General features: G+C 65.8%; 21 protein-coding genes. 6 read left to right on the forward strand and 15 right to left on the reverse strand.

Features of this window, described 5'->3' with window-relative positions; genetic code table 11:
• Window positions 1-182: 182 nt before the first annotated feature.
• From ASC45_RS09850 to ASC45_RS09865, 4 genes are read right to left on the reverse strand one after another with little or no spacing between them, the layout of a single operon-like run.
• Window positions 183-1,454 (reverse strand): M20/M25/M40 family metallo-hydrolase, encoded by a 1,272-nt coding sequence (locus tag ASC45_RS09850; RefSeq protein ID WP_055450857.1) that lies wholly within the window; start codon window positions 1,452-1,454, stop codon window positions 183-185.
• Complete coding sequence (uraD, locus tag ASC45_RS09855; protein ID WP_055450858.1) at window positions 1,451-3,238, reverse strand: 2-oxo-4-hydroxy-4-carboxy-5-ureidoimidazoline decarboxylase; 1,788 nt, start codon at window positions 3,236-3,238, stop codon at window positions 1,451-1,453. Before uraD ends, ASC45_RS09850 begins: the two co-directional genes overlap by 4 nt.
• 2 nt (window positions 3,239-3,240) lie before the next feature.
• Window positions 3,241-4,188, reverse strand: coding sequence for an allantoinase PuuE (puuE, locus tag ASC45_RS09860; RefSeq protein ID WP_055450918.1), 948 nt, complete (start codon window positions 4,186-4,188; stop codon window positions 3,241-3,243).
• 33 nt (window positions 4,189-4,221) lie between these two features.
• Entirely contained in the window at window positions 4,222-4,944 is a 723-nt protein-coding gene (locus tag ASC45_RS09865) for a GntR family transcriptional regulator (protein ID WP_055450919.1), read from the reverse strand.
• Between the two features lie 222 nt (window positions 4,945-5,166).
• Between ASC45_RS09865 and uraH the strand changes: the two genes are divergently transcribed.
• The 4 genes from uraH to ASC45_RS09885 all read left to right on the forward strand — a co-directional run bounded on the left by uraH (window position 5,167) and on the right by ASC45_RS09885 (window position 9,297).
• Complete coding sequence (uraH, locus tag ASC45_RS09870) at window positions 5,167-5,520, forward strand: hydroxyisourate hydrolase (protein ID WP_055450920.1); 354 nt, start codon at window positions 5,167-5,169, stop codon at window positions 5,518-5,520.
• Window positions 5,521-5,642: 122 nt separating this feature from the next.
• Window positions 5,643-6,848 carry a urate hydroxylase PuuD gene (locus ASC45_RS09875; RefSeq protein ID WP_055450859.1) on the forward strand — a complete coding sequence of 402 codons (1,206 nt, stop codon included), beginning with the start codon at window positions 5,643-5,645 and terminating at the stop codon, window positions 6,846-6,848.
• 127 nt (window positions 6,849-6,975) lie between these two features.
• Window positions 6,976-8,427, forward strand: coding sequence for a nucleobase:cation symporter-2 family protein (locus ASC45_RS09880; protein ID WP_055450860.1), 1,452 nt, complete (start codon window positions 6,976-6,978; stop codon window positions 8,425-8,427).
• Window positions 8,428-8,508: 81 nt separating this feature from the next.
• Window positions 8,509-9,297 carry a type III pantothenate kinase gene (locus tag ASC45_RS09885; RefSeq protein ID WP_055450861.1) on the forward strand — a complete coding sequence of 263 codons (789 nt, stop codon included), beginning with the start codon at window positions 8,509-8,511 and terminating at the stop codon, window positions 9,295-9,297.
• Window positions 9,298-9,341: 44 nt separating this feature from the next.
• Here the strand turns inward: ASC45_RS09885 and hslU are convergent, their stop codons facing one another.
• From hslU to dksA, 4 genes are all read right to left on the reverse strand, one after another.
• The gene (hslU, locus tag ASC45_RS09890; protein WP_055450862.1) at window positions 9,342-10,646 is read right to left on the reverse strand and encodes an ATP-dependent protease ATPase subunit HslU; all 1,305 of its coding nucleotides are present in this window, start codon (window positions 10,644-10,646) and stop codon (window positions 9,342-9,344) included.
• Window positions 10,647-10,650: 4 nt separating this feature from the next.
• The gene (gene hslV / locus ASC45_RS09895; RefSeq protein ID WP_055450863.1) at window positions 10,651-11,190 is read right to left on the reverse strand and encodes an ATP-dependent protease subunit HslV; all 540 of its coding nucleotides are present in this window, start codon (window positions 11,188-11,190) and stop codon (window positions 10,651-10,653) included.
• Window positions 11,191-11,248: 58 nt separating this feature from the next.
• On the reverse strand, window positions 11,249-13,186 hold the full coding sequence (locus ASC45_RS09900; protein WP_055450864.1) for an STAS domain-containing protein: 1,938 nt from the start codon (window positions 13,184-13,186) through the stop codon (window positions 11,249-11,251).
• 64 nt (window positions 13,187-13,250) lie between these two features.
• Entirely contained in the window at window positions 13,251-13,739 is a 489-nt protein-coding gene (dksA, locus tag ASC45_RS16195; protein ID WP_055450865.1) for an RNA polymerase-binding protein DksA, read from the reverse strand.
• 37 nt (window positions 13,740-13,776) lie between these two features.
• Here dksA and ASC45_RS16200 point away from each other — a divergent pair, with 37 nt between their 5' ends.
• The gene (locus tag ASC45_RS16200; RefSeq protein ID WP_141655770.1) at window positions 13,777-14,088 is read left to right on the forward strand and encodes a hypothetical protein; all 312 of its coding nucleotides are present in this window, start codon (window positions 13,777-13,779) and stop codon (window positions 14,086-14,088) included.
• Between the two features lie 299 nt (window positions 14,089-14,387).
• On the opposite strand, the gene ASC45_RS09910 is transcribed toward ASC45_RS16200, so the two are convergent.
• The 7 genes from ASC45_RS09910 to ASC45_RS09940 form a co-directional block, all read right to left on the reverse strand.
• Entirely contained in the window at window positions 14,388-15,476 is a 1,089-nt protein-coding gene (locus ASC45_RS09910) for a CobW family GTP-binding protein (RefSeq protein WP_055450866.1), read from the reverse strand.
• A gap of 67 nt (window positions 15,477-15,543) precedes the next feature.
• Entirely contained in the window at window positions 15,544-16,725 is a 1,182-nt protein-coding gene (locus ASC45_RS09915) for a class I SAM-dependent rRNA methyltransferase (protein ID WP_055450867.1), read from the reverse strand.
• A complete protein-coding gene (locus ASC45_RS09920) occupies window positions 16,722-17,756 on the reverse strand; it encodes a tyrosine recombinase XerC (RefSeq protein WP_245610018.1) in 1,035 nt (344 codons plus the stop codon). The genes ASC45_RS09915 and ASC45_RS09920 overlap by 4 nt, the downstream gene beginning before the upstream one ends.
• Window positions 17,757-17,784: 28 nt before the next feature.
• Entirely contained in the window at window positions 17,785-18,456 is a 672-nt protein-coding gene (locus ASC45_RS09925) for a DUF484 family protein (RefSeq protein ID WP_055450869.1), read from the reverse strand.
• 14 nt (window positions 18,457-18,470) lie between these two features.
• Window positions 18,471-19,334, reverse strand: coding sequence for a diaminopimelate epimerase (dapF, locus tag ASC45_RS09930; RefSeq protein WP_055450870.1), 864 nt, complete (start codon window positions 19,332-19,334; stop codon window positions 18,471-18,473).
• Window positions 19,335-19,336: 2 nt separating this feature from the next.
• Window positions 19,337-20,242 (reverse strand): LpxL/LpxP family acyltransferase, encoded by a 906-nt coding sequence (locus ASC45_RS09935; RefSeq protein WP_055450871.1) that lies wholly within the window; start codon window positions 20,240-20,242, stop codon window positions 19,337-19,339.
• Window positions 20,239-21,111 (reverse strand): lysophospholipid acyltransferase family protein, encoded by an 873-nt coding sequence (locus ASC45_RS09940; protein WP_055450921.1) that lies wholly within the window; start codon window positions 21,109-21,111, stop codon window positions 20,239-20,241. The genes ASC45_RS09935 and ASC45_RS09940 overlap by 4 nt, the downstream gene beginning before the upstream one ends.
• Window positions 21,112-21,328: 217 nt before the next feature.
• Here ASC45_RS09940 and metK point away from each other — a divergent pair, with 217 nt between their 5' ends.
• Complete coding sequence (gene metK / locus ASC45_RS09945) at window positions 21,329-22,522, forward strand: methionine adenosyltransferase (protein WP_055450872.1); 1,194 nt, start codon at window positions 21,329-21,331, stop codon at window positions 22,520-22,522.
• The last annotated feature ends 6 nt before the right edge of the window (window positions 22,523-22,528 follow it).

The following is a 22,528-nucleotide window of genomic DNA, read 5'->3' on the forward strand; positions in this document are numbered from 1 at the left end:
AGGCCCAAGTTTAGGAGTCTGTCGGACTTGAGGATCGCGGGCTGCAAAATGGCCCTGAGGCGCCCTGCGGCAGCGGTTTTTTGCCCCATAGCTACGGCTATGGGGCTGCAAATCCGCCGCCACATGGCATCCGCAGGCCCATTTCTCGCTTTCCGCGCCTCAAGCCCGACAGACTCCTAGGGTCAGTTCGGAGGCGGGCCGAGCAGATCGAGCAGCGTGCGCGCCACGACTTGGGTTGCGCGGCGCAGGTCTTCGAGGACGATGTGTTCGTCGGCGCGCTTTGCGTTGCTCTCCAGCACGGTACGCGGGCCGGCGCCGTAGATGACGGCGGGAATGCCGTGTTCGGCGTAGAGGCGCACATCGGTGTAGAGCGGCGTGCCGACGATGGGGATGGGCTCGTGGAACAGGGCTTGCGCGTGGCGTTGCAGCGGTGCGGCGAGTTGTTCGTGACCGGGCAGTGGGGTCAGGGCGCGCGCGAGCAGCATGCGGCGGATGTCCACCGTAATGCCAGGCACGCTGGCGGCGGCCTGTAGGATGACGCTTCGCAGCTCGGCTTCGACCGCGGCCGGGTCTTCCTCGGGAATCATGCGGCGGTCGAGTTTGAGGATGACCTTGCCGGGCACGACGTTGGTGTTGGTGCCGCCCTCGATCAGCCCGACATTGAGGTAGGGATGGTCGATACCTGGCACCTTGGAGTGCCGCTGGCGATAGATCGCGTTCTGGGCGTAAAGGGCGTTGAGGATGCCGACCGCCCCTTGCAGCGCATCGACCCCGGTGTGCGGAATGGCGGCATGGGCCATGACGCCGTGCACTGTCACTTCGAGCTGCAGGCAGCCATTGTGGGCGTTGACCACCTGGTAGCTGAAGCCCGCGGCGATTTCCAGGTCGGGGCGGGTGAGACCGTGTTCGAGCAGCCAGCCGGGGCCGAGGGTGCCGCCGAACTCTTCGTCGTAGGTGAAGTGCAGTTCGATGCCGCCCTTGAGCGGCACGCTCAGTGCCTCAAGCGCACGCACGGCAAAGGTGAAGGTGGTGAAGTCGCATTTGCTCACGGCGGCGGCGCGGCCGTAGAGCTTGCCGTCCACAATGTCGCCGCCGTAGGGGTCGTGTGTCCAGCCTTCGCCTGGGGGCACGACGTCGCCATGGGCGTTGAGCGCAATGACCGGGCCGCCCGCGCCATACCGTCGGCGCACGATGAGATTGGTGATGGATTGCAGGCCCTGTTCGCGGCAAGCTGCCTCGGGAATGGCAATCTTCTCGGCGCTCATGCCGAACGCGGCAAGAAGCTCGGCGGTACGTTCGGCATGCGGCGCGTTGTTGCCCGGCGGGGTGTCGGTGGGCACGCGCACCAGTTCCTGCAGCATGCGGGTCTGCTCTTTGAAATGGGCGTCGATCCAGTGGTCGAGCGTCGCGTAGAGCGCTTCATGGGCGGCGGGGGCGAGGTGGGTGTCGGTCATGATGCGGTTGAATCGAGTAGATCGAGCAGTCGGGTGAAGGCGGCGCAGGCGAGGTCGAGGTCATCGGCGGTACTGGACTCCAGCGGGTTGTGGCTGATGCCGGCGTTTTCGCCGCGCACGAACAGCATGGCCTGGGGGAGGGCGGTGTGGAGTTTCATCGCGTCGTGGCCGGCGCCGCTGGGCAGGCGGTGCAAGGGCAGGCCCAGCGCGGTGACGGCCTGTTCCCAGCGGCGCTGCCAGGCGGGATCGCTCGGGGCGGCGGATTCGCGCATGGTTTCTTCGACCGTGTGGCGCAGGCCGCGCCGTGCGCAAAGCGCGGCGAGTTCGGCCAGTACGTCGTCGCGCAGGCGGTCGCGCTGGTCGTCGCTGGGCGCGCGCAGGTCGAGGCTGAAGCGGCAGCGTCCGGGCACGACGTTGATCGAGCCGCCGGGCACTTCGAGCATCCCGACCGTGCCTACGCTGTCGCCATCGGCCGCCGCGCGGCGCTCGACGAAGAGCGCCAGTTCGGCCGCGGCGCAGGCGGCGTCGCGGCGGGTGTTCATCGGCGTGGTGCCGGCGTGACTGGCCATGCCGACGATCTCGCCTTGATAGCGCACGCTGGCGTTGATCGAGGTGACGATGCCCAGGGGAAGATCGAGGGAACTCAGCACCGGCCCTTGTTCGATGTGGACTTCGACGAAGCCGAGGTAGCGGGCCGGGTCGCGTTCGAGCGCGGCAATGGCGGGGAGGCTGGCGGGGAGCCCGGCATGCTTCATGGCCTCTCGCATGGCGATGCCGTCGCGATCGCGCTGGTCGAGCCAGGCGGGGTCGAAGCCGCCCACCAGCGCGCCCGAGCCCAGGAAAGTGGCCTTGTAGCGCTGGCCTTCTTCTTCGGCGAAGGCCACGACTTCGAGGCCGAAGGAAAGACGTCGCCCGGCGCGATGCAGGGCGCGCACGCAGGCCATGGGCACGAAGTGGCCGATGCGGCCGTCGTACTTGCCGGCATTGCGCACGGTGTCGTAATGACTGCCGGTGAGCAGCCGCAGCGCTGCCGGATCGCGGCCATGGTAGATGCCGACCACGTTGCCCACGGCATCGACTTCTACCCGGTCGAAGCCGCAATCGCGCATGGTGGCGGTGATCTCGGCCGCTGCGGCTCGGTGGGCGTCGGTGAGATAGGTGGCGGTGAGTTCGCCGCGTTCGATCCACGGAGGTTCGCTGTGCGTGGCGAGCTGTTCGCACCAGTCCCAGACCCGGTTGCCTTGTTCAGGCATAAAGCCGAACTTGTCGTTCAGCCGCAGTTCGGCGATGCGGTGGATCTGGCGCAGCGCTTCGGCAAACTCGAACTCCGCCGGGTTGTCGAGGCGGCGTTCCAGGATGGCGACGATCTGGCTGCGGTTCAGCCCGGTGCCGCGCGGGCCTCGCACCGCGAGGATAAAAGGCCAGCCAAAGCGCGCGGTGTAGGCGGCGTTCAACGTGTTGATGCGCGCAAACTCCTCGGGCGTGCAGTGCGCGAGCCCGGCGCGGGACTGTTCATCAGTGGACTCGGCCGTGAGCTCGCCGCTCACCGCGGCCTTGCCCGCCAGCTCGGGGTGGGCGCGGATCAGCGCGAGCTGTTCGTCGCGGCTGGCCTGACGCACCGCCTGCACCATGGCCTGCTTGAGCGCGGCCAGCGTGGCAAAGGGGCGCGCCGACCATGCGCGCTCGGCTACCCAGGGGGAATGTTCATATACCCCCTGCAGCGCGGCGATGAAATCGGCCTGGGACGCGACATTGAGGGTGTCGAGATCGGCATGGGTGGACATGGTCACTCCCAGACAAAGGCCGTGGCGGCATCGAAGGGATGCTCGGCCTGCCAGTGACGCGCGATGTCGATGCGCCGGGCGATCCACACGCGGTCGTGTCGCTGCACATGATCGAGAAAGCGCTGCACCGCGCGGATGCGGCCGGGCCGCCCCAGCAGACGCGCGTGCATGCCGATGCTGAGCATCTTCGGCCGGTCTTCGCCCTCGGCGTAGAGCGCGTCGAAGCTGTCGCGCAGGTAGATGTAGAAGTCTTCGGCCTGCGCGAAACCCTGAGGCAGAGCGAAGCGCATGTCGTTGCTGTCGAGGGTGTAGGGCACGACGAGATGGGGGCTGAGGCTGCCGTCGGTCTTGCGCACCTGCAGCCAGAAAGGCAGGTCGTCGCCGTAATAGTCGCTGTCGTAGGCGAAGCCGCCGAAGTCGGCCACCAGGCGGCGGGTGTTGGGGCTGTCGCGGCCGGTATACCAGCCCAGCGGGCGCACGCCGCAGACGGCTTCGATCGCCTCCATGCCCAGGCGCATGTGCTCGCGCTCGGTGGCTTCGTCGAGAGCTTGATAATGAATCCAGCGCCATCCGTGGCAGGCGATTTCATGTCCGAGTTCGACGCAGGCGCGGGCGATGTCGGGCGTGCGTTGCAGCGCCATGCCCACGCCGAACACCGTCAGCGGCAGGCCGCGGCGCTCGAATTCGCCCAGGATGCGCCACACCCCGGCGCGGCTGCCGTATTCATAGATGCTTTCCATGCTCAGGTGTCGTGCCGGATAGGCGGCGGGATTGAACAGCTCGGAGAGGAACTGCTCGCTGCCCGCGTCGCCATGCAGCACGCAGTTCTCGCCGCCTTCTTCCACATTGAGCACGAACTGCAACGCCACGCGGGCCTGACCCGGCCAGTTGGCGTGCGGCGGATTGCGGCCGTAGCCGACGAGGTCGCGGGGGTAGGGTGGGGTCGGCATGATGAATTCGTTCACAATCGCTCAGGCCGGCGCTCAGGCCGCGTAGCTGCCCAGCGCCTGGGCGAGGTCGGCACTGCTGGTTCTGGGGTGATAGAGCAGACTGCTTTCGGTGGCCAGCAGATGGGCTTCCATCAGCGCCTTGGCCTTGGGCGCATCGCGAGCTTCCAGAGCCTTGAGGATGTCGACGTGTTCGTCGGACGAATGCTGCGCCGCGCGCGACGATTGATACATCAGCGTGATGAGGGCGCAGCGGGAGATCAGCTCCGACAGAATCTGCGCCAGCACATGGTTGCCGATGCGCTCGGCCATCAGTACATGGAAATCGCCCAGCAGCCGCGTGCGACCTGTGACGTCCACCCTGCCGACCACGGCTTGTTCTTGCTTGAGGTGGGCGCGCATGGCGCGGAAATCGCTGGCCGTGGCCTTGTCGCAAAACGCCTCGATCAGATGCTGTTCGAGCATGCGGCGTACCGCGAACACCTGCTGCGCCTCCTCCACCGAGGGCTGCGCGACAAACGCGCCCCGCGCCGGTTCGAGCGTGACCAGATGATCGCGCGCCAACTGAAACAGGGCTTGCCGCACGATGGTGCGCGACACACCGTAAATCGCCGCGATCTTCTGCTCCGTGAGCTTGGCACCGGGCGCGAGACGATGTTCGATGATGGCCCCAGTGATGGCGGCGACGATGGTCTGCGTCGAATCGCCAGTCGTGCTCTTGGCGGCGGCCACCGCGCTCAGCGCCTTGCCTGCTGGCATCTGTGCCTTCGCGTCGGGTTTGCTGCGCGCATTCATGGTCTCGCTCCTTGAGTGGTTTCCGGCATGGTGTTTGCTAGGTCCAGGGTGGGCAACAGACCGTGTCTTCCAGTAGTTGTGATTCTGCTTGGTTTGCCGTTAGCATACAACTTATCTTGCGATTGTATGCAATAAAGCCCCAATCGAAGCCTGCAAACCACAGTCAGTCAAAGGATGAAGACCGCCATGGGCGCCTTGACCACACACATTCTCGACACCGCGCATGGCCGGCCCGCCGTGGCAGTCCACATCGATCTGTTCGCGTATCAGGGGGCAGGCTGGGCGCTGCTGCGTTCCGCCCAGACCAACGCTGATGGACGCTGCGATGCGCCACTGCTGCAGGGGGCCGACTTCGTGCCCGGCCGCTATCGCCTGGTGTTTCAGATCGGCGCCTATTTCAAGGGTCTGGGTCTGGCCCTGCCGCAGCCGACCTTCCTCGATCAGATTCCCCTGGAGTTCGGGGTGGGTGACGCGCAGCAGCACTATCACGTGCCTCTGCTGGTGTCGCCCTGGAGTTATTCGACTTACCGCGGCAGCTGACAGGGCCGCCGTTTCAACGGGATCGCCGCAGTGCGGTGCGCCATGTCGATGGCACGCGATCCGACAGACTTTCGCAGGGCCTGCCGTGGCGAAAGTCGATTCATATGACTTCTGGAGCTGTCATGATGAGCGACTTGATGACCACCTTCCTGCCCTATGCCATGAACTGGGCCGACCTTCTGCTGCGCTGGCTGCATGTCATCGTGGCGATTGCCTGGATCGGCTCTTCCTTCTATTTCGTCTGGCTCGACAACAGCCTGGAAAAACCCACCGATCCGGCACTGCAGGCCAAGGGCGTGGACGGGGAGTTGTGGGCGGTTCACGGCGGGGGCTTTTACAACCCGCAGAAATACATGGTGGCACCGAAGAACCTGCCCCAGCATCTGCACTGGTTCTATTGGGAGAGTTATTCCACCTGGCTGTCGGGTTTCGCGCTGCTGTGCGTGCTTTACTTCTATCACGCTGGCATTTTCATCGTCGATCCGCGTGTGTTGGCCTGGAGCGCGCCGGGTTACGCTGTGGCGGCGATGCTGGGCTTTCTCGTGGTCGGCTGGCTGGTCTATGACGGCATCTGCCGTGTGTTCGGCCAGGGCAAGAACGGCGATCGAACCGTGGGCATTCTGGTGGCGCTGTATGTCGTGGTCGCGGCCTGGCTTGCCTGCCACCTGTTCGCCGGGCGCGCTGCGTTTCTGCTGACCGGCGCGATGCTGGCGACCATGATGAGCGCCAACGTGTTCTTCTGGATCATTCCCGGTCAGCGCCGCGTGGTCGCTGCCATGCGCACCGGACAGACCCCCGATCCGATGGATGGCAAGCGTGGCAAGCAACGCAGCGTGCACAACACTTACTTCACCCTGCCGGTGCTGTTCGCCATGCTGTCCAACCATTACAGCTTCGTCTACGACGCGCCGAACAACTGGCTGGTGCTGGTACTGATGATGCTGGCCGGCGCGCTGATTCGCCAGTTCTTCGTGCTCAAGCACAAGGGTGCCTGGAAGTGGCAGTACTGGATCATCGGCGCCGGCCTCATTCTGGCCGTGGTCGTGGCTCTGGCCCCCAAGCCGCAGCCCGCGCTGGCATCGAACCAGCCGGTGAGCTTCGCGCAGGTGCAGCACATCGTGCAGGAGCGCTGTCTGATGTGCCACGCCGGACCTGCGGCCAGCAAGGGCGTGCGGCTGGATTCGGCACAGGGCATCGTCAGCCACGCCCAGGCGATCTATCAGCAGGTCGTAGTGCTCAAGGCCATGCCGCTGAACAACGCCACGCAGATGACCGATGCCGAGCGCGCCCAGCTGGCATCCTGGATCACGGCCGGGGCAAAACCCTGAGGGCCTCCCCAGACCTGACGCAAGGCGTCGGCCCCCGAAGGGATGAGAAAACTTGGGGCGGCCCAGCGTTTTCTCATGAGGCATTCCGACCATTCCGGTTTTCACCAGCCCAGACCGAGGAGCAGCCATGGCGAATCAGATCGATGAGGTGCGTGCGGGGGCGCGGCCGGTGCACCCGGTCGATGAAGTGCTTTCACCGGGCAAACTGGTCGCGCTGGGCATCCAGCATGTGCTGGTGATGTACGCGGGGGCGGTGGCGGTGCCGCTGATCATCGGCACCGCGCTCAAACTGCCCTCGGAGCATATCGCCCTGCTGATTACGGCCGATCTGTTCATCTGTGGGGTCGCCAGCATCATTCAGTCTTTGGGAGTGACGCGGTGGTTCGGCATCCGCATGCCGGTGATGATGGGCATGACCTTTGCCTCGGTGACGCCGATGATCGCCATTGCCACCACGCCGGGGATGGGGCTGCAGGACATTTTCGGTGCCATCATCGCCGCAGGGCTGCTGGCCCTGCTCGTGGTGCCCTTCGCCTGCCGCCTGATGAGCCTGTTTCCTCCCGTGGTGACAGGCTCGGTCATCACCATCATCGGCATCTCCCTGATGCAGGTCGGCATTCAGTGGGCTGTGGGCGGGGCGTGGCTCAAGCCCATGATCGCCGACCCCTCGCCGCTGGCCAAGATGGGGCAGATGGTGCCCAACCCGGCCTATGCGTCGATGCAGAACCTGGGCATGGCGTTGTTCGTGCTGGTCGTCATTTTGCTCATCAGCAAATATGGGCGCAGCTTTCTCAAGAACATTTCGGTGCTGGCCGGACTTGTTCTCGGCAGCGCGGCGGCCGCGGCCTTGGGGATGATGCATTTCGATCAGGTTGCCAAGGCCGATATGTTTCGCCTGGTGCTGCCGTTTCAGTTCGGCATGCCGCGGTTCGCGGTCGGCCCCATCGCAACCCTGTTCGTGGCGCAACTCGTGGTGTTCGTCGAATCGGCCGGCATGTTTTTCGCCCTCGGCAACATCGTCGGCCGTAAGGTAGGGCGCATCGAACTGGCGCGAGGTTTGCGCGTGGATGCGCTGGGTACGGTACTGGCGGGTATTTTCAACACGTTTCCCACCACTTCGTTTTCGCAGAACATCGGCCTGGTCGGCATGACCGGGGTGCGCAGCCGCTGGGTGACAGTGACCGGCGGCGTCATCATGTTGCTGCTGGGACTCGTGCCCAAGCTTGGCACACTGGTCGCAGCCATTCCGCAGCCGGTGCTGGGCGGCACCGGCATCGCGATGTTTGGCATGGTGGCCGCCACGGGCATACGCATCCTGAGCGAGGTGGACTACAAGAGCAATCGCAACAACCTGCTCATCGTGGCGCTGGGTATAGGCTTTGGACTGATTCCGTTGGTGGCGCCGCAGTTTTTCATCCACTTCCCTGAGGTGCTGGCGCCCATGCTTCACAGCGGCATCCTGCTCACTGCGGTGGTGACGTTTGTGCTCAATGCATTCTTCAACGGGTTCGGCCGACTGGACGCCCAGGGGTTGCGCGACGCCGAACATGCCGCCGAGGACACCAGCGCCTTGCGCTGACCGCATCCGCACCCGCGCGCTTTCGCTGCGGGATCGCTCTGCTATGGTTCAGCCAACCTCAAGCCGCAACCTGCAGACCGCATGCACCTTCTCGTTCTCGACGTTGGCAACACCCGCCTGAAATGGGGCGTTTACGCGCAGGTCGAGCTTGGCGCGGCCTTGCTCGCGGGCGGTGCGATGGCGCTGGAAGACGTGGATCAGTTGCACCAGGTGCTGGCAGCCCAGCCGCGGCCGCACAAGGTCATCGGCTGTGCGGTGGCGGGCGCCGTGGTGACCGCACGCGTCTGCGCAGAGCTCGACGCGCTTGGCCTGCGCTGCAACTGGATCAGCGCGCAGGCGGAACAATGCGGCGTGCGCAACAGCTATGCCACGCCTTCCTTGCTGGGTGCCGACCGCTGGGCAGCGCAACTCGGCGCGCGTCAGCGCGTGCCCGACCAGGCGGCAATGGTCATCAGCGTAGGCACGGCGGTCACGGTGGACTGCCTCAGCCGCGAAGGGGTGTTCATCGGCGGCATCATCCTGCCCGGTTTCGGCCTGATGCTCAAGGCGCTGGAGATGGGCACCGCCGGGCTGCGCGTGCCTGAGGGCGGCATCACGGACTTCCCCACCAACACCAGCGATGCGCTGATGACCGGCGGCGCACTGGCCATTTCAGGCGCGGCGCGGCAGATGCATGCACGTTTGCTGGCCAGAGAGCCTGCGGGCGTCAGCGTGCTGCTGACCGGAGGCGCGGCGCCCAAGTTGCGCGATGCGCTAGGCCTGCCGCATCAGCATGTCGAGCACCTGGTGTTCGAGGGTCTGCTGTGCATCGCCGCCCGGCAGACGCGCGCTCATCTCAAGAAAACGCAGGGCCGCCCCAAGTTTTCTTGACCCCCGCGGGGGCGGGCTGGGCGCAGCCCGGCCCTGGGGGATGCTCACAGGACGTAGCGCGACAGGTCTTCGTCGCGGGCAATGTCGCCCAGACGCTGGTTGACCAGGGCTGCGTCCACCTGCACGGTGACGTGCTGCGAGCCATCGGCGTGAAACGACACGTCTTCGAGCAGTCGCTCCATGACGGTGTGCAGACGTCGCGCACCAATGTTTTCGGTCTTCTCGTTCACCTGAAAGGCCACTTCGGCCATGCGCCGGATGCCGTCGGCGGTGAACTCGAGAAGCACGCCGTCAGTGGCGAGCAGTGCCACGTATTGCTTGGTCAGGCTGGCGTCGGTGCTGGTGAGAATGGCCTCGAAATCCGCGACCGACAGCGATTCGAGCTCCACCCGGATGGGAAAGCGGCCCTGCAATTCGGGAATCAGGTCGGAGGGCTTGGCGACGTGAAACGCCCCGCTGGCGATGAACAGGATGTGATCGGTGCGCACCATGCCGTACTTGGTGCTCACGGTGGTGCCTTCCACCAGCGGCAGCAGATCGCGCTGCACGCCCTGGCGCGAGACGTCGGCGCCCTGGGTGTCGCTGCGCGAGGCGACCTTGTCGATCTCGTCGAGGAAGACGATGCCGTTCTGCTCCACCGCACGCAGCGCCCCGGCCTTGATCTCGTCTTCGTTGACCAGCTTCGAGGCCTCTTCGTCGATCAGCAGTTTCTGCGCTTCGCGCACGGTGAGCTTGCGCGTCTTGCTGCGGGTCTGGCCGAGGTTGGCGAACATGGCGCGGATCTGCTCGGTCATGTCTTCCATGCCGGGCGGGCCCATGATGTCCACGCTGGCCGGATGCACGGCGACGTCGATCTCGATTTCCTTGTCGTCGAGCTGACCCTCGCGCAGGCGCTTGCGCATGATCTGTCGCGTCAGGTTGTCGCCGCCTTCGCCCACCCCGGGCAGCAGCACGTCGAGGATGCGGTCTTCCGCGCGGTCTTCCGCGCGGCTGCGCTGCGACCGCATGGCGTCCTCGCGCGCCAGCTTCACGGCGGCTTCCATCAGATCGCGGATGATGGTGTCCACATCGCGGCCGACGTAACCCACCTCGGTGAACTTGGTGGCCTCCACCTTGATGAACGGCGCATTCGCCAGCTTGGCCAGGCGGCGTGCGATCTCCGTCTTGCCCACGCCGGTGGGGCCGATCATTAGGATGTTCTTCGGCGTGATTTCATGTCGAAGCGGCTCGGCCACCTGCTGGCGGCGCCAGCGGTTGCGCAGTGCAATGGCCACCGCCTGCTTGGCCCTGGCCTGGCCGATCACGAAGCGGTCGAGTTCGGAGACGATTTCGCGGGGAGTCATGTTCATGGGTTCATTCACCCAGGGTTTCAATGGTGTGCGACTGGTTGGTGTAGATGCAGATGTCGCCCGCGATCTGCAGCGATTTGGCGACGATCTCGCGCGGGCTCAGCGTGGTGTGTTCGAGCAGGGCGCGCGCGGCCGACTGCGCATAGGCGCCGCCCGAGCCGATGGCGACGATACCGTATTCGGGTTCGAGCACGTCGCCGTTGCCGGTGATGATGAGTGAGTGCTCGGCATCGGCCACCGACAGCATGGCCTCCAGGCGGCGCAACATGCGGTCGGTGCGCCAGTCCTTGGCGAGTTCGACGGCGCTGCGCAACAACTGCCCCTGGTGTTTCTCCAGCTTGGCTTCGAAGCGCTCGAACAGGGTGAAGGCGTCTGCCGTACCGCCGGCGAAACCGGCCAGGATCTGATCGTTGTAAAGCCTGCGCACCTTGCGCGCGGTGGACTTGACGACGATGTTGCCCAGCGTCACCTGGCCGTCGCCGCCCAGGGCAACGCGGGCGCCGCGGCGCACGCTGAGAATGGTGGTGCCGTGATATTGGTCCATGCGGGGATGTGAGGATGGGAAGGGAAAACTCAAGGGCAAGCAGGGCCGCCCCGGGCGCTCAGTCGCGGCGAAGCTGGATGAGCGCGTGTTCGTGCAAGCCGAGGATGCTGAACAGACCGGCGATGAGCCGGTGCACCCCGGTGAACTGCAGCGTCTTGCCCTGGTCGTGCTGCATCATGGCCCAGTTGAGCAGGGCGCCGGCACTGGAGAAATCGATTCGACGCAGCTGCCGCAGAGAAATGCTCAGTTGCTCATGCGCCTTGGCGGCCTGCTCCAGGGGACTGAGGAAGTCGCTGGAGCTGCCGACAATCTCGCCGCTGATGAGCAACTGCGCCGAGCGCGAGCCGCCCTGGCCGAGCATGGAGTGGGGATTCAGGCCGGAGCTTTTGAATTCGGTCGGCGGTGCCGAACCCTCTGCCGGGGAGACGGCACCCTCGGTTCCAGCCAGTTCGACGCTGGCGCGACTGGGCTCCCAGGTTGGGGGCGAGATCTCGTAGGTCACGCAGTAATCGAGCGCGATGGCGTCGAAATCGTCCTGCTGGTTGGCCAGGCGGAGCAGTTCGAGGCGCAAGGACCACCACTGCGGGTCGGCTTCGCGCTGCATGGCTGGCGCCTGCGCCTGACACAGCGACAGCAGCGACTCGGCTCCCGCGAGGGTGACGGTGCAGGCGCAGTGATTGAGCCGCTTCAAGGCATCGACCAGGACGGGCAGAGTGCCCGCCGAGAGCGCGCGAACCTCGGCGAAACTGATCTCGATGGCCGCCGGCGCGTTGGTCAGCAGCTTGCGCAGGCGCTCGGCCTGTGCGACATCGACGGTTGCGGAGAAGACCAATGAGGGCTTGAAGTTGCTCTGGGTCGGCTGGGTGCTCGCAGGCGCAGACGGCAGACCGTCGTCGGCCATCGGGGCCGAAGTCTGGAAGCGGCTGACAAAATCGACGACCAGCGCTTCGAACTTGTCGATCTGCCCCGAGGCGCGGAACAGGTCGAACAGCGCCAGCCAGAGTTCCTTCTCCGAGGACAGATCCTGGCAATTGGAGATGGCGTCTCGCAAGGCCGTTTCGGCAGCGGCGTCGTCACCGTTCGCGAAATCCATCACGGCCTGGTCGAACAGCGGGTTCGAGCTCAAGGCCTCGTGCACTTCCACCGCGAAGAAGGCGCTGGGCATGAAGTCGTTGCTCGAACGCAGCCAGCTGTCTCCCGAGGGCGCAGCCGTACGCGAGGGCAGGGCGTCGTCGCTGAGGCGGGTCGCTGCGGCAAGCGTGGGCTGTTCGTCGAACGGCACGGCCGCCGCAGCGCCGCCTGGGCGCGCAACCGGGGGCGGCGCACTGGGCACGAAGGGAACGGTCGGCGCATAGCCGGGCGGCTGCGTGGGCGGCCCGCCCGGGGCCGTCGTGGGGCTCGCCTGGGTGGACGGGCCGCTCGGGAGCTTGGTGGAGGCCGGCAGCGCCCCTGGCTTGGTGATCAGGGTCGTATCTGCGTAGGCCATGTCCGCCTTCCATTCCAGAGTGCGGCTGGTGGCAGAGTCGGGCGCGGCGGTGTTTGCTGCAAGAGGCGCTGGCGCAGCGGTCAGAGGAGGCAGGCTGGTGATCGGCGGTTTGGTCTGGAATTGCCGAGTCAGGGGGCCTGGGCTGCGCGACCGAGTCGGGGCGGGTGCGTGGTCGCCCGCCATCGATTTTTCGATTTCGTTGATCTTGCGCAGCGTCTCGTCCCGATCGTGAACCGGGGCCGGCTGGGAAGTCAGCTCGGGCACGTTGGTCTGCAGGCTGTCATCCATGCCCAGATCGGTGGCCTCGCGCTTGCGCAACTTGCGCAGGCCATCGAGTTCGCGCTTGCGGATGAAATCGTCCTGCCGCTTCTGGTCTTCGCGGGCCTTGACCTTGGCGAGGTTCTCGTGTTCCTGCAGCGCCTGTTCGTCGGTCAGCGACCAGTCGCGCGTCGGGTTCTTGACGAAAGAACCCACCCGCTTCCAGAAACCACCTGAATCAGAACGGCTCATGCCCCTGCGGCCTCTACGTTGTGCATCTCCGCCCTGGTTGCAGGCGCGGAGATGCCCCGGTGAATCAGTCGTTGAACATCTTCTGCTTGAGCTCGCGCCGTTGCTGGGCTTCGAGCGAAAGCGTCGCGGTCGGCCTGGCCAGCAGGCGGCCGATGCCGATGGGTTCGCCTGTCTCCTCGCACCAGCCGTAGTCGCCGCTGTCGATGCGCTGCAGCGATTGTTCGATCTTTTTCAGCAGCTTGCGTTCGCGGTCGCGGGTGCGCAGCTCCAGCGCATGCTCTTCCTCGATGGTGGCGCGGTCTGCCGGGTCGGGCACCAGCAGGGTGTCCTCGCGCAGGTGCTCGGTGGTTTCACCCGCGCTTTTGATCAGGTCTTCGCGCATGGTGCTGAGCAGGCGCTTGAAGTAATCGAGCTGAACCTCGTTCATGTACTCGCTCTCGGGCATGGCCAGCAGATCCTGCTCGGTCAGTTCGGAGGCCGATTTGTTCTTCCAGGCATTGGCATGCTTGGGGTCGGTTTTTCTGGGGGTGGGTTGAGTGATGGTGCTGCTCATGGAGCTTCTGTCGAGTCGGATAGGTTCAGGCGACTCCATGGCCGCCGACAAGGGTTTTGAGCCGTGGAGTTTACTGACGCCAGAAGAAGAGGAACGCCGAAGTGTCGGCGTGGGTGTGACTTTTTTAACGGTAGGGGCGGGAGTGAGGGGTGCTGCGGGCATGGTCGGCGCTGTCGCTGCCGTTTTGGGGGTTTTCGCGACGGAAGCTGTCGCGGTCTTCGCACGTACAGGCTGCGGCGCGGATGCCGCCGGTGCTGCTGCCTTGCTCTTGCCTGCAGCTGCTTTGACCGCGGGTTTTTTTGCCGCAGTCACTGCCTGGCCTTTGCCAGGCGTTGCGACCGCTTTCTGAGGCGACTTGACCACGAAAATCCTCCCGAACTGTTTCATCCGACGGCTTATTGCCGCCTGAACTGCCGCGTCGCTTGGCCAGGCTGGATCAACCCCGGCGGGGATCAACCCACGCGCTTTCACGGCAGACTCATGCACTGCCTTCGTGGCCCCCTTCGTCGCCCTTTTCGCGGCCTTGTCAGTGACGAGTCTCTGCCGAGCGTATCAAGGCGATCCTGAGCTTATCTCCTGCATGACCACCGTTGTCTGGCCTTGCCAAAACCGCCCGATTCTATTCATTTCGGGTGACGGGGCAAGCCGTCAGGCAACGAGGCATTGTTTCAGTCCTTGCTCCAGAATGTCGCGCGGCAGATCGATGCCGATGAACACCATCTTGCTCTGGCGCTGTTCCTGCGGACCCCAGGGCGCGGCAAGATCGCTGCCCATGAGCTGGTGCACGCCCTGGAACACGACCTTGCGGTCGATGCCCTGCATGTTGAGCACACCCTTGTAGCGCAGCATGCGCGGGCCGTAGACCTGCACGATGGCGCCGAGAAAGTCTTCGAGTTTGGCGGGGTCGAAGGGCTGGTCGGCGCGGTAAACGAAGGATTTCACGTCGTCGTCGTGATGGTGATGGTGCGGGTGGTTGCAGTGCTCGCCGTGCGCATGATCGTGGTGATCGTGATCGTGATCGTGATCGTGATCGTGATCGTGATCGTGATCGTGATCGTGATCGTGATCGTGATCGTCGGCCTTGAGGAAATCGGGGTCGATGTCGAGCTTGGCGTTGAGGTTGAAGCCTTTGAGGTCGAGCACTTGCGAAAGCGGCACCTCGCCGAAATGCACCACGCTTTGCTTGGCACGCGGGTTCATGTGGGCGAGCCGGTGCTGCAGCGCGGCGAGTTCGTCGGCGCTCACCAGATCGGCCTTGCTGATGAAAATCTGGTCGGCAAAACCCACCTGGCGGCGTGCTTCCTGGCGGGTATCGAGCTGCTGGTTGGCGTGCTTGGCATCGACCAGGGTGAGGATGGCGTCGAGCATGTACTGGCTGGCGACCTCGTCGTCCATGAAAAAGGTCTGCGCCACCGGGCCGGGGTCGGCCACGCCCGTGGTTTCGATGATCACGCGGTCGAACACCAGTTCGCCCTTGCGACGCTTGGCGGCCAGGTCGGCCAGCGTGGCCCGCAGGTCGTCGCGTATGGTGCAGCAGATGCAGCCGTTGGACATCTGCACGATCTGCTCGCCCGCTTCCTGCACCAGGATGTCGCTGTCGATGTTTTCCTCGCCGAACTCGTTTTCGATCACGGCGATCTTGGAGCCGTGCGCTTCGTGCAGCACGCGCTTGAGCAGGGTGGTTTTGCCGCTGCCGAGAAAGCCGGTGAGGATGGTGGCGGGGATGAGGGTGGCCATGGAGATTCGTCCTTGAAAGAAGCAGGGCAAAGAGATCGGGGCGATCGGCGAAAAATCAACCGGCAGATCAACAGCGACGCAGCAGCAGCCCCTTGAGGTACTCGCCTTCGGGGAAGTGCAGGCTCAAGGGGTGATCGAGCCCGGCGCCCGTACGGGCGACGATCTGGGCGTCTGCACCCGCGTCGAGCGCGGCACCGGCGACGATTTTCTGGAACAACTCGGCGCTGACGCCGCCCGAGCATGAAAACGTGAACAGCCAGCCGCCCGGCGGCAAGAGATGGAACGCGAGGCGATTGATGTCCTTGTACGCCCGGGAGGCACGCTCGACCTGCTGCGGGGTGGCGGCGAATTTGGGTGGGTCGAGCACGATGGCGTCGAACTGCGCGCCCTCGTCGCGCAGGCGGCGCAGTGTGGCGTTGACGTCAGCGTCGAGGAAGGTCGTGCGTGCGGCATTGAAGCCGTTCAGGGCCACATGCTCGGCCGCGAGGGCCAGCGCGGGCGCGGAGGAATCGACCGAGACGACCTGCTCTGCGCCACCGGCCAGGGCGGCGAGCGAGAAGCCGCCGGTGTAGCTGAAGCAGTTGAGCACGCGCTGCGCAGCTTGAGCGCGCACGAGTTCGGTGAAGCGGGCGCGGGCATCGCGCTGGTCGAGGTAGAAGCCGGTCTTGTGACCGGTGGCGACATCGACTTTCAGCCGCAGGCCGTTTTCGCGGATCTCGACTTGCGTGGGGCCGTCTCCGAGCAGCCATCCGGTCGACGCGGCCAGGCCTTCGCGCTCGCGCAGGGCGGCGTCCGAGCGCTCATAGATGCGTACCTCGGGCATCAACTCATGCAACGCTGCGACAAGCACCGATTTCCAGCGCTCGATGCCCGCGCTCCCCGCCTGCAGTACCACGATGTCGTCATAACGATCGACGATGCAGCCGGGCAGGCTATCGCTTTCGCCGTGCACCAGTCGGCAAGCGCCGAGGTCGATCCCCAGCGCTTGACGGCGGGCGATCGCGGCGCGCAGGCGCGAGGCGAAAAACCCCGCGTCGATGCGCTCGTTGGCGTCGAAACTCCAGGCGCGCAGCCGGATCTGCGAAGCCGGGCTGTACGCCGCCCAGGCCAGGAACTGTCCGTCGGAAGATTCCACCCGCACGGTCTCGCCCGAGTCGGCGCCGCCCTTGGCAATGGAACTGGCGAAGACCCAGGGATGGCGGCGCAGCAAGGAGCGGTCCTTGCCGGGATGCAGGCGTATGACTTTCATGGCTTTTTGCGGGCGCGCGGGTGTGCGGCGTCGTACACCTTGGCCAGATGCTGGAAGTCAAGGCGGGTATAGACCTGGGTGGTCGCGATGCTGGAATGGCCGAGCAATTCCTGCACCGCGCGCAGGTCGCCGCTGGACTGCAGCACGTGCGAGGCGAAGGAATGGCGCAGCATGTGCGGATGCACGCGCGCATCCAGCCCGGCGGCGCGGGCTTGCTCGCGCAATTCCAGCCAGACCCGCTGCGGCGTGATGCGGCCACCGCGTGCGCCCAGAAACAATGCGGCGTGGGCATCGGCATCAGCTTCGGGTCGCAGCAGCGAGGTTCTCACCGCAAGCCACTGCTGCAAGGCGAGCAGGGCGGGGCGACCGATGGGCACGCTGCGGCGCTTGTTGCCCTTGCCGGTAACGGTGGCTTCAGCGGCGTCCCAGTCGATCCAGCCGCGGGCGGTGGGGCTGGCATGCACGTCCAGCCCGGTGAGTTCGGACACGCGCAGGCCGCTTGAATACAGCAGCTCGGCCATGGCGTGGGCGCGTGCGCTGCGAGTCGCCAGCGGTTCGGCCTGAGGGGGACGTGCCGCGCGTAAGGCTTCGGGCGTCTGGGCCTGCGCGTCAAAGGCGGCCAGCGCTACGGCCTGATCGACCGACAAGGCCTTGGGCAGCGGCTTGGGCGCTTTGGGCGGGCGGATGTCCTGCACCGGGTTGGCGGCGACAAGGCCCAGCCGTCCCATCCAGCGAAAAAAGCTGCGCCACGCCGACAGCCGTGCGGCAATGGCGCGCGGGCTCATGCCGGCGGCATGGAGCTGCGCGGCCCAGCGGCGGATGTGCTGCGATTCGATCGGCGCGCCGCCCAGCGTCTGCGCACGCTGCAGTAGATCGTCGAGGTCGCGCCGGTAGTTGACTAGGGTGCCTTCGGCCAGACGACGCCCGGTCTGGGCGTGGACAAGGTAATCCGCCACCCGTTGCCGCAAATCCGGCAAGGTGGACGCCGACATGGACGAAGACGTGGAAGGCGGCTGAACGGGCGCGGTCATGCGAGGGCGGCGGAAGGCCAGCGCGCCTTTAGCGGGCGATCAGGCCCACAAGCGCGGCGCTGGCCAGCTGGCCGATGAGGGTGAGGAAATCGGTGCCCATGTCGGCGGTGAAGCGCTGGCTGTCAGGGGAGGCCAGCACCAGAAGCCCCATGCACATGCTGGTGTGCGGGTTCTGCAGCGGGATGAGCGCGAGCGACTGCGCCATCTGCGCGTCGGGCAGCCAGTGCGCGGCTTCGAAACCCGGATTGGGTCCGACGAAGGGCGCTGCCAGGCTGGCGGCGAAGGTCTTGGCGTCGTCGCTCACCCCGGTGGCGAAATCGAGCGCGGCGAACTGTTCGCGCACGGGCCAGAGCTTGAGCGCGGTCATCGGCAAATCGAAGCCGGTCTTGAGCGCGTCTTGCAGGGATTGCGGCAGTTGCGCCGGTTCGCCCTGCTGCGCCAGCATGACATCGCGCGCCCACAGCAGCAGCTTGCCCGCCAGGGTTTCGTTGTCCACGGCGTTGCGCATCATCGCGGCGAGGCGATGTTCCAGGGTGCGCATTTTGTCGCGCAGCATTTCCATCTGCCGCTCCTGCAGCGACACGGCACGGTTGCCATGCGGGCTTTGCAGTTGCACCGTGGTGAGCAGCTCGGCGTGGCGTTCGAAAAATTCGGGATTGGCGGCGAGATAGGCCGCCAGGTCGTGTTCGCTCAGTTCCATCAGGTTCTCCAGAGTCAGGGCAGGTCGGGCAGGGCTATAAGTCCGTCGAAGACGAAGGCGGCCGGGCCGGTCATGTGGACGGGCTGACCCGGCCCCGCCCAGGCGATGGTCAGCAGGCCGCCGCGGGTTTCCACATCGACCGAGTCGCGGAGCCAGCCATGGCGCAGACCCGCCACCACGGCAGCGCAGGCGCCGGTGCCGCAGGCGAGGGTTTCGCCGGCGCCGCGCTCCCACACCCGCAGGCGGATGTGGTGGGCATCGACGATCTGCATGAAGCCGGCGTTGACGCGCTTGGGAAAGCGCGGGTGATGTTCGATGCGCGGGCCGTCGCTATGCACCGGGGCGGCGTCCACGTCGTCCACCCGCTGCACCGCGTGCGGATTGCCCATCGACAGCACGCTGATCCAGGCGGTTGCGCCGTCGATGTCGAGCGGCCATTGTTCCCATGCGTCCACCTGCCGGGGCGACAGGCCGCTGGCGTCGAAAGGCACTTGCGGCAGGTTGAAAACCGGGGCGCCCATGTCCACGGTGACCCGGCCGTCGGCCTGCAGTTCGGGCTCGATGATCCCGGAGAGCGTCTGCACCCGGATGCGGCGCTTGTCGGTCAGCCCCTTGCCATGTACATAGGCGACGAAGCAGCGTGCGCCGTTGCCGCATTGCTCAACCTCGCCGCCGTCGGCGTTGAAAATGCGGTAGCGGAAATCCACCTCGGACGACGGCGGCGGCTCGACCATCAGGATCTGGTCGGCGCCTACGCCGAAATGCCGGTCGGCCAGCAGACGCAACTGCGCCGCGCTCAGCGCGATCGGCGCCCGGGTGGCGTCTAGCACGACAAAGTCGTTGCCGGCGCCGTGCATCTTGGTGAACGCGAGTTGCATGGTCAGTACAGAGAGGGCTCGCCCTCGGGGCGGTTTTTGAAGCGCTTGTGCACCCAATGGTATTGCGCCGGCATGGTGCGCACCTGGTCTTCGATGAAGCGGTTCATGCGGCGAAGATCGTTGTCGATATCGGCGGGTCTGCCCCGGGCGTCGAGCGCGGGGAAGTCGCTCCAGGCCGGATGCACGGTGATGGCGTAGCCGCGCGCGCCAGGCAGGATGCGCGTGACCACCGGATACACCCGCGCTTGTGCCGAGGCCGCCAGCCTAGGTGCGACGTCCAGCGTGGCGGCGGGGATGCCGAAAAAGTCGATGAAGCGCGAGCTGCGCAGGCCGAAATCCATGTCGGGCAGGGTGTAGAACGGCACCCCGGCCTTGAGCTGCCGCAGCATGGCCGCTGCGCCGTCGTGCCTGGAGACGATGGCCGCAGTGTGAAAGCGGCTGCGCCGCGCCACGACCCAGTCGTCGAGCGTCTTGTTTTTCTGTGGGGTGTACATGCCCGACACCGGACGTGGCGCCACCAGGCTCAGTGCAGTCCATCCGGCGTCCAGCCCCTCGAAGTGAAAGCCCAGCAGCAGGGTATTGCGGCTGCCGTCGAGCGCCTCAAGCACCGGGCCTTCAATGTGCAGCAGACGCTGCAGGCGCTTCGGGCTGGCGTACCAGAGCACGCCGCGTTCCAGAAAGGCGCGGGCGACATAGACGAAATGCCGCCGCCCCACGGCGCGCTGCTGCGCTGGCGTCCAGTCTGGAAAGCACAACTCCAGATTGCGCAGGGTGATGCGCCGCCGGGATCGCGCCAGCGGCCACAGCAGCCAGCCCACCGCCGTGCCCAACGCGGCCAGCAGCGGGTAGGGCAGCAGGTGCAGCAGCCAGATCAGGCCTATGCTCAGGCGGGCGGACAGCGACTTCACGCGGCAAGCTCCTCGCCGTGCTGCGCCGGAGGCGGCTCGGCGCCCGCGGGCCGCTTGTAGCGGTTGTACGCCCAGAGGTATTGCTCGGGAGCGCGGCGGATCAGGGCTTCGAGCGCATGATTGATCTGGGTGGCGGCGCGTTGCGGGTCGGCGTCCAGCGGCTCGGGGAAGGGTTCGAGCGTCAGGACATAACCACGACCGCTGGGCTGTCGCAGCGCCGAGGCCAGAATGATGCGGGCCTTGCCCAGTTGCACCAGGCGGGCGGGCAGGGTCATGGTGTAAGCCGGGCGGCCGAAAAAATCGGCCCAGACGCCTTCGCCGTTGCCTGGCGCCTGGTCTGGCAGCAGGCCGACGGCTTCACCGGCGCGCAGCGCGCGCAGCAACTGACGCACCCCGGCGAGATTGGCCGGAGCGGTGGCCAGGTTGTGCCGCTGCCGCGACGCCAGTGCCAGCGGCAGCAGGGCACGCTTGCGCGGCGGGCGAAACATCACCGTGATCGGCCCCCAGAGCGCGGCCATCTGCGCCGAAATCTCGAAGCACCCTAGGTGCGGCGTGAGGTACAGCACCCCCAACCCTTCGGCGCGCACCGCATCGACATGCTCCTTGCCGATCACCTCGACCCGATGCACCGGAGCCGCCGCGCCGCGCCGGAACCAGACCACGGGAAGCTCTCCGACCATGCGCCCGGCGTGAGCCGCGGCCTTGCGTGCCAGCCGCTGCGGGTCATAGCCTGCCTGTTGCAGATGGGCGCGCAGCCGCTGGCGATAGACGCCCGATAAGGCGTAAACCAGCAGGCCGAGCGCCGCCCCCAGCGCCTGAAGCAGGCCCAGGGGCAGAACAGACAGCCAGCGGAACACGCGGAGCAGCACGATGGGGAAATCCCTGTAGATCAAAGGGTGCCATGTTACGAAGCCCTGAAGGCGATGCGCAGACATAGAATGCATGACATTGCCACCGAGTTAATGACAACTTGCGGGGTGGCAGTGCGGCAGGCCCTCGTGATCTGTCGTTGGGAAATCCGCTAAAGCGTCGCCGTGCGAGACCCAGACGGTGGCGTAGGTCCAACCGTTTGAAGAAAGGTCCGTCATGGCAAACTCCTTCCTGTTTACTTCTGAGTCGGTCTCTGAAGGCCATCCTGACAAGGTGGCCGACCAGATTTCCGATGCCATCCTCGACGCCAATCTGGCGCAGGATCCGATGTCGCGCGTCGCCGCCGAAACCCTGGCCAACACCGGCCTCATCGTGCTGGCAGGCGAAATCACCACCAATGCCGTGGTCGATTACATCCAGGTGGCGCGCGATACGCTCAAGCGCATCGGCTACGACGACGCCGATTTCGGCATTGATCACAAGAGCTGCGCCGTGCTCGTCGCCTACGACAAGCAAAGCCCCGACATCGCCCAGGGCGTGAACAAGGCGCACGACGACGAGCTCGACATGGGCGCTGGCGACCAGGGGCTGATGTTTGGCTACGCCTGCGACGAAACCCCCGACCTCATGCCGGCGCCGATCTACTACGCGCACCGTCTGGTCGAGCGCCAGAGCCAGATTCGCCGCGACGGCCGCCTGTCCTGGCTGCGCCCGGATGCCAAGAGCCAGATCACCTTCCGCTACGAAAACGGCTATCCGGTGGCCATCGACACCGTGGTGCTGTCCACCCAGCACGCACCCGACATCGCGCTGGCCGATCTGCGCGAAGCCGTGATCGAGCACATCATCAAACCGGTGCTGCCCGCCGAATTCATGCGTGGCGAAGTGAAGTACCTGATCAACCCGACCGGGCGCTTCGTCGTCGGCGGCCCGCAGGGCGACTGCGGTCTAACCGGGCGCAAGATCATTGTGGACACCTATGGCGGCGCGGCACCGCATGGCGGCGGTGCGTTTTCCGGCAAAGACCCGACCAAGGTCGACCGCTCCGCCGCCTATGCCGCGCGCTATGTGGCCAAGAACATCGTCGCCGCCGGGCTGGCGAAGAAATGTCTGGTGCAGATTTCCTACGCCATCGGCGTGGCCCAGCCCACCAGCATCATGGTGACGACCCAGGGCACCGGCGTGATCGACGATGCCAAGCTCGAACAACTGGTGCGGCGGCACTTCGATCTGCGTCCGCGCGGCATCATCGAAATGCTCGATCTGCGCCGCCCGATCTACGCCAAGACCGCCGCCTACGGTCACTTCGGCAGGGATGAGCCCGAGTTCAGCTGGGAGGCCACCGATCGGGCCGCCAAGCTGCGCGACGATGCGGGGTTGGGTGCGCTGCAGGCCATGGCGGCGGCGTAAGGGCGA

It is taken from the genome of Thiomonas bhubaneswarensis (genome assembly GCF_001418255.1).
Taxonomy (GTDB): Bacteria; Pseudomonadota; Gammaproteobacteria; order Burkholderiales; family Burkholderiaceae_C; genus Thiomonas; species Thiomonas bhubaneswarensis.

Excerpts from the sequence above, each read along its gene's own strand:
- uraD (WP_055450858.1), bottom strand. The coding sequence starts at position 3,238 with ATGTCCACCCATGCCGATCTCGACACCCTCAATGTCGCGTCCCAGGCC.
- ASC45_RS09885 (WP_055450861.1), top strand. The coding sequence starts at position 8,509 with ATGCACCTTCTCGTTCTCGACGTTGGCAACACCCGCCTGAAATGGGGC.
- uraH (WP_055450920.1), top strand. The coding sequence starts at position 5,167 with ATGGGCGCCTTGACCACACACATTCTCGACACCGCGCATGGCCGGCCC.
- ASC45_RS09910 (WP_055450866.1), bottom strand. The coding sequence starts at position 15,476 with ATGGCCACCCTCATCCCCGCCACCATCCTCACCGGCTTTCTCGGCAGC.
- ASC45_RS09920 (WP_245610018.1), bottom strand. The coding sequence starts at position 17,756 with ATGACCGCGCCCGTTCAGCCGCCTTCCACGTCTTCGTCCATGTCGGCG.
- ASC45_RS09900 (WP_055450864.1), bottom strand. The coding sequence starts at position 13,186 with ATGAGCCGTTCTGATTCAGGTGGTTTCTGGAAGCGGGTGGGTTCTTTC.
- hslV (WP_055450863.1), bottom strand. The coding sequence starts at position 11,190 with ATGGACCAATATCACGGCACCACCATTCTCAGCGTGCGCCGCGGCGCC.
- ASC45_RS09925 (WP_055450869.1), bottom strand. The coding sequence starts at position 18,456 with ATGGAACTGAGCGAACACGACCTGGCGGCCTATCTCGCCGCCAATCCC.
- metK (WP_055450872.1), top strand. The coding sequence starts at position 21,329 with ATGGCAAACTCCTTCCTGTTTACTTCTGAGTCGGTCTCTGAAGGCCAT.
- hslU (WP_055450862.1), bottom strand. The coding sequence starts at position 10,646 with ATGAACATGACTCCCCGCGAAATCGTCTCCGAACTCGACCGCTTCGTG.
- ASC45_RS09880 (WP_055450860.1), top strand. The coding sequence starts at position 6,976 with ATGGCGAATCAGATCGATGAGGTGCGTGCGGGGGCGCGGCCGGTGCAC.
- ASC45_RS09875 (WP_055450859.1), top strand. The coding sequence starts at position 5,643 with ATGATGAGCGACTTGATGACCACCTTCCTGCCCTATGCCATGAACTGG.
- ASC45_RS09865 (WP_055450919.1), bottom strand. The coding sequence starts at position 4,944 with ATGCCAGCAGGCAAGGCGCTGAGCGCGGTGGCCGCCGCCAAGAGCACG.
- dksA (WP_055450865.1), bottom strand. The coding sequence starts at position 13,739 with ATGAGCAGCACCATCACTCAACCCACCCCCAGAAAAACCGACCCCAAG.
- ASC45_RS16200 (WP_141655770.1), top strand. The coding sequence starts at position 13,777 with ATGGCCGCCGACAAGGGTTTTGAGCCGTGGAGTTTACTGACGCCAGAA.
- ASC45_RS09915 (WP_055450867.1), bottom strand. The coding sequence starts at position 16,725 with ATGAAAGTCATACGCCTGCATCCCGGCAAGGACCGCTCCTTGCTGCGC.
- ASC45_RS09850 (WP_055450857.1), bottom strand. The coding sequence starts at position 1,454 with ATGACCGACACCCACCTCGCCCCCGCCGCCCATGAAGCGCTCTACGCG.
- dapF (WP_055450870.1), bottom strand. The coding sequence starts at position 19,334 with ATGCAACTCGCGTTCACCAAGATGCACGGCGCCGGCAACGACTTTGTC.
- puuE (WP_055450918.1), bottom strand. The coding sequence starts at position 4,188 with ATGCCGACCCCACCCTACCCCCGCGACCTCGTCGGCTACGGCCGCAAT.